We start from the raw sequence: 13,260 nt of genomic DNA on the forward strand, positions 1-13,260 counted from the left end.
GTGGCGTCTTCCGTACGGAGCGCCGCTGAGCCATCATGATCCGCCGTCAGCCGTTTGCCGTCGGCGAAGAGGTGGAACGTATGGCCAAGCTCCGAATGGGCGAAGGAATTCTCCGCCGCAAACCCATCGAGCACATCGAGGAGACCGAGGTCGGCGGGGGCGGCGGGCTGGAGCGGTCGCTCGGCCTGTGGCAGCTCACCGCCATCGGTGTGGGCGGCATCATCGGCGCCGGTATCTTCACACTGGCCGGAACGGTGGCCAACGAGACGGCCGGGCCCGCGGTGCTGGTGTCGTTCCTCATCGCCGGTGTCGCGAGCGCCTGCGCCGCCCTGTCGTACGCCGAGTTCGCGGGGATGATCCCGAAGGCGGGTTCGGCCTACACCTACGGGTACGCGGTGCTCGGCGAGTTCGCGGGCTGGTTCATCGGCTGGGACCTGCTGCTGGAGTACACGGCCATCGTGGCGGTGGTCGCCATCGGCATCTCCGGCTACTTCGGCTTCCTGGTCGAGCAGATGGGCGCCGACCTGCCCGCCTGGATGCTGGGCGCGCCGGGGACCGGCCACGGGCACCGGGTGGACCTGTTCGCGGCCGTGCTGTGCCTGCTGATCGCCTGGCTGCTCACCCAGGGCATCCGCAGCGCGGCCCGGTTCGAGACGTTCGTGGTCACGCTGAAGGTGCTGGTGGTGCTGCTGGTGATCGGGGTGGGCGTGTTCCACATCACCACGGCGAACTACCATCCGTTCTTCCCGTTCGGCATCAGCGGGGCCTTCACCGGCGCGGCGACCGTGTTCTTCGCGGTGTTCGGCTACGACGCCATGTCGACCGCCGCGGAGGAGTCCAAGGACGCCCAGCGGCACATGCCGAAGGCGATCATCTACTCGCTGGCGATCTCGATGGTGCTGTACGTCGCGGCCTGCCTGGTGCTGACCGGCATGCAGAACTACAAGGACATCGACCCGGAGAGCGGCTTCTCCTCGGCGTTCAAGTCGGTCGGGCTGAGCGGGCTGGCCGACGTGATCGCGGTCGGCGCGATCATCGGCATCCTCACCGTGATGTTCACGTTCATGCTGGGCGTGACCCGCGTGTGGTTCTCGATGTCCCGGGACGGACTGCTGCCCCGGTGGTTCGCCAAGACGCACCCGACCCGCCACGTGCCGACCCGGGTGACCTGGATCGTCGGAGGGGCGTCGGCGCTCATCGCCGGGTTCATCCCCATCGGGGAGGCGGCCGAGCTGACCAACATCGGCATCCTGCTGGCGTTCGTGGTGGTGTGCACGGCGGTGATCGTGCTGCGCTACCGGCGGCCGGACCTGCCGCGCGGCTTCCGCACGCCGTGGATGCCGTTCCTGCCGGCGCTCGGAGTCCTCTTCTCCATCTGGCTGATCACGTTCCTGCAGTGGCAGACCTGGGTGCGGTTCGCGGTGTGGTTCCTGATCGGCTGCGTGATCTACTTCGGCTACTCCTACCGGCGCTCGGTGCTGGCCGAGCGCCGGCCGGCCGACTGATCAGTCCGCCATGACCAGCCCGTCCCCGGCGGCTCCGCGGCTGAGGACCACGTCCCGTACGCGGTCGCGCACCCCCTCCAGCTCGGCGCCCCCGGCGATGGCCCGGTTGAGGTCGAGCACCCGCCCGGCGTCGACGTCGTACATCTGCGGGACGAACTCGGCCTTGGTGACCCGCCAGCGTTCGCCGGGCGCGGCGGGCGGGGCGAAGGTGAAACGGGCGGTGGTGGACTCGTTGCCGCGCGAGTCCCGCACGCCTCTGTCGTTGAACATCTCGCCGGCGATCTGGTCGCCGAGGCCGTAGACGACCCAGGTGCCGTTGACCTTCTGGTAGGCCTGCGGGACGTGGGCGTGGGTGCCGAGGAGCAGGTCGATGTCCGGGCGGCCGTTGGTCGTCGAGGCCGTCAGCGCGTTCGCCAGGCCGAGCTGGGTCCGGTCGGGGGCGTCCTGCCACTCGGTGCCCCAGTGCACGGAGACGACGACCAGGTCGGCGCCCGCCAGCCGGGCGGCGCGGGCGTCGGAGACGATCCGGTCGGCGTCGAGCGGGTTGACGGCCCAGGGCTGCCCAGCCGGGAGCGGCCGGCCGGCGGTGCCGTAGGTGTACGACAGGTGCGCGATCCTGGCGAATCCCGCCCGGTACAGGGTGACCGAGCGGGACTCGGCCTCGGTGCGGGCGGTCCCGGTGTGCCGCAGGCCGGCCCGGTCCAGGGTGTCCAGGGTGCGCCGGATACCGGGGGCGCCGTCGTCGAGGGCGTGCTCGGAGGCGGTGGCGCAGCCGTCGTAGCCGGTCGCGGCGAGGCCGGCGGCGAGCTGCGGCGGGGACGCGGTGCCGGCGTCCGCGGTGCCGTCGCCGGTGACGGACTCCAGGTGACACAGCGCCAGATCGGCCCCGTGCACGAGGGATTCCACGCCGGAGAGCATCGGGCGGTAGTCGTGGCCGTGGCCGCCGGCGTCGTAGCCCGCCCGATCGGCGACCGAACGGTCCGCAAGCACGTCACCGGAGGCGACGAGCGTGACGGCGCGGGCGGCCGGCGGTGCCGGGCGGCCCGCCGCGACGGGCTCCTGCCGTTCCTGGTTCAGGCAGGCGGCCCCGGCGGCGAGCAGGGCGGTCAGCGCCAGCGCCACCTGATGCCTGCGTGCGATCATCGGTTCACCCCAGCATCGTCGTCACTGCGGACGTCTCGTCCACCGGCAAAGCTTTGACGGCATATGGGTATGAATACGGCTCCCGGCGCAAACAAACGGAGCACCGGAATTAGCCCATCCGATGCCACCCGCGCCGGTGCGCGCACCGCTCGCGCGACCGCTCACCGACGCGATCGGACCGTCCGTCGCAGAGCGGCGCGCGCCCCCTGTCCCCCGGCGGCGCCCTGCGCTGCCATACGGCCATGACGGCCGGAACCTCACTTCCCCCCGGGACGACGACCGCCGAGCACGAGCTCGCCGCACTCCAGCGCGAGCACGGCGGCCCCCTCTTCGCACTGCTGCTCAGGCTGAGCGACGGAGACCGGCAGCGCGCCGAGGACCTCGTGCAGGAGACGCTGGTGCGCGCCTGGCAGCATCCGGAGGCCCTGCACGCGGCCGGGTTCGACTCGGTACGGCCCTGGCTGCTGACCGTCGCCCGCAGGCTGGCGATCGACGCGCGGCGGGCCCGCCAGGCGCGGCCGCCGGAGGTCGGTGACGAGGTGCCGGAGAACGCGCGGGTGACCGCCGACCACGCCGAGCTGGCCGCCGCGGCGCTGGACGTCCGCAAGGCTGTGAAGACACTCACGCCGGCCCACCGTGACGTGCTGGTACTCGTGTATTTCCGCGGGGCCAGTGTGGCGGAGGCCGCGCGGACCCTCGGCGTCCCACCCGGTACCGTGAAGTCCCGCGCGTACTACGCGCTGCGCGCCCTGCGCGGGGTCCTTCCGGGTTATGCGGCCGACCTGCGGTGAAACCGGCCGCCGGGTCAAACCTCGGTAAAGCGCCTTGCTGAGAACCCCGTTCGGGCCATCAGCTGTCCTCATCCGTGTTTCCGGACGGGGGCCGGGCTCGTGGCCGGGCCCGGAGGTTCGGGCGAGCGCACGCACCGGAGGAAGGGCAGGAAGGGATGCCGCACAGAGGTCACGAGAGCACCGACGGCAGCGTCGGCGATGGTGGTGAACTGGCCGTCCCGATGGCCTGGTTGTACGCCGAGTACATCGCCGACGAGCTGCTGCGCACCGGCGATCTGATGCCGCCGACGTCCTTCGAGTTCCGGGCCGGACGGGACGCCCTGGCACTGACCGTCTTCCTCTCCGACACCGACGGCGAGCTCTCCGGCATCCGGGTGATCTCACAGCTGGAGAACTGGCTGTCGCTGACGGCGTACGACCAGCCGTGGCAGGAGTGGGTGGGCCTGCGGATGGCGGAGCTGGCCGCCGAGGAGTCCGCGGCCGCCGCGCCCTCACCCGATCTGGCGCTGGCCGCCGACGCCTGGCGCTGGCTGGAGGAGACCGAGCTGCTCGCGCCCGACCTGGACGCGGTGCCGGGCGGCGGCTCGGTGTCCGGCGAGGAGGACGGACCCAAGGTGTGGACCCCTGCCTGGCGGCTCGGACTGCCCCTCGGTCATCTCGCCATCCACCTGTTCTGAGGCCCCGGCACCGCCCTGACCTCCTCGATGGCGAGTTCCTGAGGTTTTCTGGAAATCGCACCAATCCGCGGGGCGGTCCGCTCCGAATCTCTTGGTCACGATTCGGTGTGCGCCTTGAGTGATTCGGTTGTCGGCTGCGTACGGATGGGAGCACGGAGTAACCCCACCCGCACCCATCGGCACGAGGATTCGGCATGAGGTCCCTGGAAAGGCATCGCGACGTCGGCGCTTACTCGCTCGGCGTGCTGGACGAGGCGGAGGCCTTCCGCTTCGAGGACCACCTCATGGAGTGCCCCCGGTGCGCGGCACAGGTGACCGAATTCGGTCCCGCCGCACGGCAGTTGATGCTGTACCGCCGGGCCACGCCCCGCTTCGTGCACCCCATGGCCCAGCCCGGTCCCCGGCTGCTGGACCGGCTCCTCGGTGAACTGGCGCTCCGGCACCGCGCCCGGCGCCGCCACTTCCTGTACGGCCTGGCGGCCTCGGTGGTGCTGGCGGTGGCCGGACCGGGGGTCGTGCTGCACTCCGCGCACGGGGCCCCGGCCGCCCGGGTGACCGCGGCGACCGATCCGGGCACCGGGGTGTGGGCGCAGGTGACCACGGAGGACGGGGACCTGGGCAGCCGGATGCGGCTCGACGTGAAGGACGGCTCGGGGCCGCACTCCTGCCGGCTCGTGGTCGTCGGCCGGGACGGCTCGGAGCAGACGGTCTCCGGCTGGACGGTGGGCGCCCACGACCGCGGGACGACCACGACCATGGCCGGCTCCTCGATGCACCCGGACCAGATCGCCCGCTACGACGTGCGCACCACGGACGGGCAGCCGCTGGTGTCGCTCACGCCCCGCTAGTGCCCCGGCCGGCGACGGCCGGCCGTCCCCCTCGGTGAGCGGGCCGCCTCATTTCAGCAGCCGGGAGAGTCTGCGGTCGGCCAGCGCCTTGCCGCCCGTCTGGCAGGTCGGGCAGTACTGGAGCGAGGAGTCGCTGAAGGAGACCTCTCGGATGGTGTCGCCGCAGACCGGACAGGGCTCACCGGTGCGGCCGTGGACCCGCAGACCGCTCTTCTTCTCCGCCTTCAGCCGCCCGGCGGCCAGGCCGCGCGATCTCTCGACCGCCTCGGTGAGGGTGCCGCGCAGGGCCTCGTGGAGCCGCCCGGTCTCCTCCGGGGTCAGGGACGCGGCGAGCTTGAACGGGGACATCTTCGCGGCGTGCAGGATCTCGTCGCTGTAGGCGTTGCCGACGCCCGCGATCAGGGACTGGTCCCGCAGCGCGCCCTTGAGCTGCCGCCTCTCGTCCTTCAGCAGGGCGGCGAGGCGGTCCGCGTCGAAGTCCGCGGCGAGCGGATCGGGGCCGAGCCGGGCGACGCCCGGGACCTCCCGCGGATCGTGGACCACGTACACCGCGAGGCGCTTCTGGGTGCCGGCCTCGGTGAGGTCGAAGCCCTCCCCCGTCTCCAGTGCGACGCGCAGCGCGAGCGGGCCCTTGCCCGGCCGTGGCGGGCCGTCGGGCAGCCGGTCCCGCCACTGCAGCCAGCCCGCGCGGGCCAGGTGGGTGACCAGGTGCAGCCCGTCGCCCGTCGCCAGGTCGAGGAACTTGCCGTGCCGCCGCACGGCGGTGAACTCGCTGTTCTCGATCGCGGTGACCGGCGGGTCGTACGTCTTCAGGACGCTGATGGCGACCGGCAGCACCCGCACCACCCGTCGGCCGACCAGGTGCTCGGTGAGGAAGTCCTTCAGCGCTTCTACCTCGGGCAGTTCCGGCATGGTTCCAGAGTGCCATCCCGCACCGACAACGCCTCGCCGGTCACGCGGCCGGCCGCTTCGGCACCTGGAACTCGCTCCACACGGCCTTGCCGCCGCCGCGCGCCTCCACGCCCCACACGTCGGCGAGCCGGTCGACGAGGAGCAGCCCGCGGCCGGAGACGCCGTTCTCGCCCGCGTCCCGGCGGCGCGGCAGGGCGCTGGATGAGTCCTCGACCTCGACCCGCAGCCGCCGGTCGCTGCCCTCCAGGACCCGCAGGGTGACGATCGCGGCGCCCTCGGTGTGTATCAGCGCGTTGGTGATCAGTTCGTCGGCGACCAGTTCGATCTCGTCGGTCCGGTCCCGTGCGCCCCAGCCGCGGACGGCGGCGCGGATCAGGTGCCGGGCCTGGGTGAGCGCCTCCGGGTCACCGGGCGCCACGTGCTGCTGGAAGCGGCCTCCGGCCCTCGGGGCCTCCAGGGCCCGGCGGCGCAGCAGGAGCAGGGCCACGTCGTCGTCGCCGCCGCGTTCCTCGGCCGCCGCTATCAGCCGGTTGGCGAGCGCGCGCACGTCCTCGGGGCCCTGGGCGATGAGGTCCGTCAGGGTGCGCACACCGTCGTCGAGATCGGTGCCGGGCTGTTCGACGAGCCCGTCGGTGCACAGCAGGAGCGTGTCGCCGGGATCGAGTTCGAGGGTGGAGACGGGGTACTCCAGCCGGCCGAACTCGGCGGACAGCCCGAGCGGCAGACCGCCCTCGACCGGGACGCGGCGGCAGGTGCCGTCGGCGTACCGGACCAGCGGGTCGATGTGCCCGGCGCGGACCACCTGGACGACTCCGGTGGACAGGTCGGCCTCGGCGTACAGGCAGGTGGCGAAGCGGTCGGTGTCGAGTTCGCGCAGGAAGACGGAGGCGCGGGCCATGACGGTGGCCGGGGTGTGGCCCTCGGCGGCGTAGGCGCGCAGCACGATCCTGAGCTGGCCCATCACGGCGGCCGCGTGGGTGTCGTGGCCCTGGACGTCGCCGATGACCGCGCCGACCCTTCCGCCGGGCAGCGGGATCAGGTCGTACCAGTCGCCGCCGATGTCCCGGCCGAGGCTGCCGCCGACGGCGGCGGCGCGGTAGCGGACGGCGACGTCGGCGCCGCGCACGCTGGGGATGGTGCGGGGCAGCATGGCCTGCTGCAGGCCCTGGGCGAGGTCCTTCTCCTGCTCGTAGAGCATCGCCCGCTGCAGGCTCTGCGCGATGCTGCTGCCGAGGGCGACGAGTACGTTGCGCTCCTCCTGGGAGAACCCGCGCCGGTCGTCGTAGAGCAGGCCCATCGCGCCGATCGGGCGGGCCTGGGCGATCAGCGGCAGATAGGCGGCGGAGGTGATCCGCAGGTCGGTGATGTGCGGCCACAGCAGCGGGAAGCGCTCGGCGAACTCCTCCGGTGACTCGATGAAGCACGGGCTGAGGGTCCGCACCGCCTCGCTCATCGGGTACTGCTCGTCCGTGCGGGTGACCCGGGTGCCGGGTACGAAGCTGCCCGCGGGGCCCTCGGCGACCAGCCGGATGCGGCCCGCCTCGACCAGCCCGAGGACCATGCTCCTGGAGCCGAGCAGGGTCAGTCCGTGGGTGTCGGTGACGACGTCGATGACGTCCTGCACGGTGCGGGCGTGGGCGAGGGCGGCGGTGGCGATCTGGACGACGTTGGTCTGCTCGCGCCGCGCGGCGTCCAGGGCGGCGGCGTCCTGGCGGCCCGCGCTCTCGCTGAGCTCCTCGGTGGCGTCCCGGACGATCCCGATGATCCGGCGCGGACGGCCGGTCTCGTCCCGCCGTATGTAGCCCTGGGTGTGCGTCCACCGCAGGCTGCCGTCACGGCGGCGGAGGCGGAAGTACGCGCCGTAGTTCTCGCTGCCGTCCTTGATGGCCAGGGCCACCAGCGCGTCCAGGCGGTGCGCCTCGGCGGGGGGCACCCGCACGGAGAGGGTTTCGGGGCGGCCGTCGTACTCGTCGGGGCGCAGGTCGAAAATCTCGTGCGCCTGGGCGTCCATGCTGAACAGACCGGTGTCCAGGTCCCAGTCGAAGCTGCCCATGTTGTTGAGCGCCAGGATCGGGTCCGGGTGGGCGGGCCAGTCCTCCGGGAGAGACAGGGCGCTCGCTCCCCGATCAGCCATGCGCCTACCTTGCCAGCATTCGCCCGATTCTTCGAGTGGTAATCCGCCCCCGCCTCACCCGCCCGTGTTACGCAGGCGGAGGCGTGCGGTACACGGTGTGACGGGCCCTTCCCGTGCCACTGGGCACCCTCGTCGCGGTGGCCACGACCCTGGCAGGAGCGCAGTTGTGGACTGGTTCACCGCACCCGACTACTGGCTGAGCAGGCTGGTCCTCCAGCGGGCCCTGGCCGGCGTGTACCTCGTCGCGTTCCTGGTGGCGGCCCTGCAGTTCCGGGCCCTGCTGGGCGAGCGCGGCATGCTGCCGGTCCCCCGCTTCACCGCGCGGGTGCCGTTCCGGCGGGCGCCCAGCCTGTTCCAGCTGCACTACTCGGACCGCTTCTTCGCGGCCGTCGCCTGGGCGGGCTGCGCGGTGTCGGCGGCCCTGCTCGCGGGGGTGGACTCGGCTCTGCCGCTGTGGGGCGGCATCCTGCTGTGGCTGGTGCCGTGGGCGCTGTACCTGTCGGTCGTCAACGTGGGGCAGACCTGGTACTCGTTCGGCTGGGAGTCGCTGCTGCTGGAGACCGGTTTCCTCGCGGCCTTCCTCGGCAACGACGAGGTCGCGCCACCCGTGGTCGTGCTGTTCCTGCTGCGCTGGATCCTGTTCCGGGTCGAGTTCGGGGCCGGGCTGATCAAGCTCAGGGGCGACGCGTGCTGGCGCAAGCTGACCTGTCTGGACTACCACCACGAGACCCAGCCGATGCCGGGCCCGCTGAGCTGGTTCTTCCACCATCTGCCGAAACCGCTGCACCGGGTGGAGGTGGCCGCCAACCACGTGACCCAGCTCGCCGTGCCGTTCCTGCTCTTCACGCCGCAGCCGGTCGCCTCGGCCGCCGCCGCGCTGATGATCGTCACCCAGTTGTGGCTGGTGCTGTCCGGGAACTTCGCCTGGCTGAACTGGATCACCATCGTGCTGGCGCTGTCCGCGCTGCGGCTGCCGGCGACGGCGCCGTCCGTGCCCCCGGCCCCGCTCTGGTACGAGGCCGTCGTGCTGGCCGTCGCCGCGCTGCTGCTGTTCCTCAGCTACCACCCGGTGATGAACATGATCTCCCGGCGCCAGGTGATGAACCGGTCCTTCGACCCGCTGCACCTGGTGAACACCTACGGCGCGTTCGGCAGCGTCAGCCGGGTGCGGTACGAGGTGGTGATCGAGGGCACTCTGGACGACGCGCCGAGGGAGGACTCGCGGTGGCTGGAGTACGAGTTCAAGGGCAAGCCGGGCGACCCACGGCACTGGCCGCGCCTCTTCGCGCCCTACCATCTGCGCCTGGACTGGCTGATGTGGTTCGCCGCGCTGTCCCCGGGCTACGCCGGCGACTGGTTCGGCCGGCTGGTGGAGCGGCTGCTGGAGAACGACCGTGACACCCTGCGGCTGCTGCGCCGCTCCCCCTTCCCCCGGGACACCCCGCCCCGGTTCGTCCGGGCCCGCCTCTTCCGCTACCGCTACACCACCTGGCGGGAACTGCGGGCGACCGGGGCGTGCTGGGAGCGGACGTTCGTGCGGGAGTACCTGCCGCCCACGCGGCTCGCGGGAGTGGCTGAGAGGCCGTAGACGCGGCGGGCGGTGCCCTCGAACAGGGCCGCGCGCTCCGCGGGGGCGAGGTCCCGGGTCAGTTCCCGTGCCGTCCCGCACGCCCGGGCGTAGCCGGCAGCGAGGGTGCAGACCGGCCAGTCGGAGCCGAACATCAGCCGATCGGGCCCGAAGGCGTCCAGGGCGGCGTCGGTCTACGGGCGCAGGTCGTCGGGTGTCCAGGAGGCCGGGTGGGCCTCGGTGACCAGGCCGGAGAGTTTGGCGACGGTGTTGGGCAGCGCGGCGAAGGCGCGCAGGGACGTCTCCCATGGTTCACGCTCCCCGGCGGCGACGGGCGGCTTGCCCAGGTGGTCCAGCACGAAGGTGAGCCCGGGCAGGCGCGCCACCGCCTCGGCGCAGGCCGGGAGCTGGTGGGGCAGGACCACGAGGTCGTACACCAGGCCCGCGGCGGCGACGGCGGCCAGGCCGCGCCGCACGTCGGCGCGCAGCAGCCAGCGCGGGTCCGGGTTCGGCCTGTACCTGGTGGCGGATGCCCAGGCCCGGCTCGATCCGTGAGCCGGGCCCGCAGCCGGTCCGCCCCCGGGCCGGCTGCGGGCCCGGTCAGCGCCCGTTGAGCCGCTGTGGCCCGAGGCGCCCGGTCAACGCCTGCTCAGCCGCAGCGTCATCAGCTCGAACGGCCGCAGCCGCACGGTGATCCGGTCGCCGTCCCGGTCCGGAGCGGGACTCCCGGCGGCCGGGCGTTCCAGGAGGTCCGTCGCCGTGACTCCGGTGATCTCGAAGCCGGCCGTGAGGGTGGCACGGGCCCGGCCCCCGTGGGCCTCGTGGAAGCGGACCACGACATCGCCGCTGCCGTCGTCGGCCAGCTTCACGGCCGTGACGACGACCGCGTCGTCGTCCACCGTGACCAGCGGGGCGACCTCGTGGGCGCCGGTGACGCGCCGCTCCGGCAGGTTGATCCGCCAGCCCTCGCGGACCGCGTCCGCGATTCCGGCGCCGGGGATCAGGGCGTGCCGGAAGCGGTGGACGCCCTGGTCGGTCTCGGGGTCGGGGAAGCGCGGGGCCCGCAGGAGGGAGGCGCGGACCGTGGTCGTCGTACCGCGGTCGCCGTCGGTGCGGACCGTACGGGTCACGTCGTGGCCGTACGTGGAGTCGTTGACCAGCGCCACGCCCCAGCCGGGTTCCTCCAGGTGGACGAAGCGGTGGTTGCAGGCCTCGAACTTGGCCGCCTCCCACGAGGTGTTGGTGTGCGTGGGCCGGTGGACGTGCCCGAACTGCGTCTCGGACGCGTACCGTTCGGCGTGCAGGTCGAGGGGGAAGGCCAGCTTCAGGAACTTCTCCGTCTCGTGCCAGTCGAGCTCGGTGTCGATCAGCAGCCGCCGCTCCCCCGGCGGAAGCGACAGCACCTGTGTGGCCCGCGAGGACCCGAAGGACCGTACGACCCGCACCGAGGCGCCGTCCTCGCCCGCCGTCACCGAGTCGGCGTCCGTGAGGTCCGTGACCGTGTTCCGGTAGAACTCGTCGACGTCCCAGGCGTCCCACATGTTCGGGAAGTCGGGGTGCAGCTGGAGCAGGTTCACCGCGCGGCCGGGCGCGACGCTCTCGCGGTCGGCGGCGATGTCGTACACGGAGACGACCAGGCCGCGGGCGTCGATCCGGATCCGCAGCAGGCCGTTGTCCAGCACGTGTCCGCCGTCGGGGCGCGGAGCGAGCGTCGTGGCGCCCTCCGTCCGGGCGGCCGCCGCGCCCGCGGCCGGGACGCCGGCGCGGGCGTGCGGGGCGGCATTGAACACCAGCGGCGTCGTCCCCTCACCCGCCAGCGCGCGCTGCGCGGCCTCGACGATCCCGGTCAGCTCGGCGGCTACCCGGGCGTACGTCGCCCGGGCCTCGCGGTGCACCCAGGCGATGGACGAGCCCGGGAGGATGTCGTGGAACTGGTGCAGCAGCACCGTCTTCCAGATCCGGTCCAGCTCTTCGTAGGGGTAGGGGAATCCGGTGCGGACCGCCGCGGTGGCCGCCCACAGTTCGGCCTCGCGCAGCAGATGCTCGCTGCGGCGGTTGCCCTGTTTGGTCATGGCCTGGCTGGTGAGGGTGGCGCGGTGCAGTTCGAGGTAGAGCTCGCCCACCCAGACGGGCGCCTCGGGGTACTCGGCCTCGGCCTTCTCGAAGAACGCCCGGGGCGTCTCCCAGACCACGGTCGCGGAGCCCTCCAGATCGCGCAGCCGGGCCGCCTTGGCGACCATCTCGCGGGTGGTGCCGCCGCCTCCGTCGCCCCAGCCGGTGGGCGCCAGGGAGTGCCGGGCCCTGCCCTTCTCCTTGAAGTTGCGTGCGGCGTGGGCGATCTCGCCGCCCCGCATCGAGCAGTTGTAGGTGTCGACCGGCGGGAAGTGCGTGAAGATCCGGGTGCCGTCGATGCCCTCCCAGTGGAAGGTGTGGTGCGGGAACGTGTTCGTCCGCGACCAGGAGATCTTCTGGGTCAGCAGCCACTTGGACCCGGCCGCCCGGATGATCTGCGGGAGTCCGGCGGCGAAGCCGAAGGTGTCGGGCAGCCAGGCCTCCTCGTTCTCGATGCCGAACTCGTCGAGGAAGAACCGCTTGCCGTGCACGAACTGCCGCGCCATCGCCTCCGATCCGGGCATGTTGGTGTCCGACTCGACCCACATCCCGCCGGCCGGCACGAACCGCCCCTCCGCCACGGCCTTGCGTACCCGCGCCCACACCTCGGGCCGGTGCTCCTTCACCCACGCCCACTGCTGGGCCTGGGACATGGCGAAGACGAACTCCGGCTCGTCCTCGATCAGCGCGGTCATGTTGGCGGTCGTGCGGGCCACCTTGCGCACGGTCTCCCGCAGCGGCCACAGCCACGCCGAGTCGATGTGCGCGTGCCCGACGGCGCTGATCCGGTGGGCTGAGGGCACGGCCGGGGCGGCCAGCACGCCGGCGAGCCGGGCCCGCGCGCGCTCCGCGGTGCCGTTCACGTCCTGGAGGTCGACCAGATCCAGGGCCCCGTCGACGGCGCGCAGGATGTCGTGCCGCCGGGCCGAGTCCGCCGGCAGCTCGGCCATCAGCTCGCCCAGCACCTCCAGGTCCTGCACCAGCCGCCACACGGTCTCGTCGAACACGGCGAGGTCCATGCGGGTGAGCGTGTACTGCGGCTCGTGACCGGCGGTGTCCCTGTCGCCGAGCACGGTGGGCCGGAAGGGGTGGTAGTCGAGGATGACCGGGTTGGAGGCGGCCTCGACGTGCAGACGCACTTCCTCGCCGCCCTCTGCCGGGGCGCCGATCCTGACCCACTGGTTGCGCGGGTTGAGGCCCTTCACCGGGGTGCCGTCGGGCCGGTAGACCAGGCCCTCGCACTGGAAGCCGGGCATGTTCTCGTCGAAGCCGAGGTCGAGCAGGGCCTCGACGGTCCGGCCCGCCCAGGCCTCAGGGACGGTCCCGGTCACCCGGAACCAGCTGGTGCCCCAGGGCGCGCCCCACCGGGCGCCCACCTCGATCGGCTCGGGTTCGGCCGCGAGCCCGTCCGCGACCGGCACGGGCTCGCCGGGCGCGTGCCAGACGGCGACCCGCAGCGGCACGGACTCGAGGTACACGGCGGGGCGGACGCGTTCGTCGAGGACGCGCCGGAGACGGGCTTCGACCAGGCTGCGGTCGTCATGCATGCGGGGTGCTCCCTGCTGGGTTCC

At 72.6% G+C, this 13,260-nt stretch carries 9 protein-coding genes and 1 pseudogene; 5 read left to right on the forward strand and 5 right to left on the reverse strand.

All coding sequences use genetic code 11. The annotated features are described in order from the left end of the window. Positions 1-80 precede the first annotated feature (80 nt). A complete protein-coding gene (locus tag AB0924_RS25860; protein WP_358937009.1) occupies positions 81-1,505 on the forward strand; it encodes an amino acid permease in 1,425 nt (474 codons plus the stop codon). Here AB0924_RS25860 and AB0924_RS25865 read toward each other — a convergent pair whose 3' ends face one another. Then, positions 1,506-2,648: a CapA family protein gene (locus AB0924_RS25865; protein WP_366912648.1), complete on the reverse strand. Its 1,143-nt coding sequence runs from the start codon at positions 2,646-2,648 to the stop codon at positions 1,506-1,508. 242 nt (positions 2,649-2,890) lie between these two features. Between AB0924_RS25865 and AB0924_RS25870 the strand changes: the two genes are divergently transcribed. From AB0924_RS25870 to AB0924_RS25880, 3 genes are all read left to right on the forward strand, one after another. Next, positions 2,891-3,439 (forward strand): sigma-70 family RNA polymerase sigma factor, encoded by a 549-nt coding sequence (locus tag AB0924_RS25870; RefSeq protein ID WP_358937013.1) that lies wholly within the window; start codon positions 2,891-2,893, stop codon positions 3,437-3,439. A 155-nt stretch (positions 3,440-3,594) separates the two neighbouring features. Continuing rightward, positions 3,595-4,116, forward strand: a complete 522-nt coding sequence (locus tag AB0924_RS25875) for a hypothetical protein (protein ID WP_358937015.1) — start codon at positions 3,595-3,597, stop codon at positions 4,114-4,116. A gap of 194 nt (positions 4,117-4,310) precedes the next feature. Next, entirely contained in the window at positions 4,311-4,964 is a 654-nt protein-coding gene (locus tag AB0924_RS25880; RefSeq protein WP_358937017.1) for a zf-HC2 domain-containing protein, read from the forward strand. A gap of 48 nt (positions 4,965-5,012) precedes the next feature. On the opposite strand, the gene AB0924_RS25885 is transcribed toward AB0924_RS25880, so the two are convergent. Continuing rightward, positions 5,013-5,876, reverse strand: coding sequence for a DNA-formamidopyrimidine glycosylase family protein (locus AB0924_RS25885; protein ID WP_358937019.1), 864 nt, complete (start codon positions 5,874-5,876; stop codon positions 5,013-5,015). A gap of 40 nt (positions 5,877-5,916) precedes the next feature. After that, entirely contained in the window at positions 5,917-8,010 is a 2,094-nt protein-coding gene (locus tag AB0924_RS25890; protein ID WP_358937021.1) for a SpoIIE family protein phosphatase, read from the reverse strand. A gap of 166 nt (positions 8,011-8,176) precedes the next feature. Here AB0924_RS25890 and AB0924_RS25895 point away from each other — a divergent pair, with 166 nt between their 5' ends. Continuing rightward, positions 8,177-9,598 (forward strand): lipase maturation factor family protein, encoded by a 1,422-nt coding sequence (locus tag AB0924_RS25895; protein ID WP_358937023.1) that lies wholly within the window; start codon positions 8,177-8,179, stop codon positions 9,596-9,598. Here the strand turns inward: AB0924_RS25895 and AB0924_RS25900 are convergent. Both AB0924_RS25900 and AB0924_RS25905 read right to left on the reverse strand, forming a co-directional pair. After that, positions 9,589-10,083 (reverse strand): annotated as a pseudogene (locus AB0924_RS25900) (amidohydrolase family protein); the annotation flags it as partial. The gene AB0924_RS25895 and the pseudogene AB0924_RS25900 overlap by 10 nt on opposite strands. 132 nt (positions 10,084-10,215) lie before the next feature. Further along, on the reverse strand, positions 10,216-13,236 hold the full coding sequence (locus AB0924_RS25905; RefSeq protein WP_366912649.1) for a glycoside hydrolase family 38 C-terminal domain-containing protein: 3,021 nt from the start codon (positions 13,234-13,236) through the stop codon (positions 10,216-10,218). Positions 13,237-13,260: the final 24 nt, after the last annotated feature.

This window comes from Streptomyces sp. NPDC047869 (assembly GCF_040704065.1).
Classification (GTDB): Bacteria; Actinomycetota; Actinomycetes; order Streptomycetales; family Streptomycetaceae; genus Streptomyces.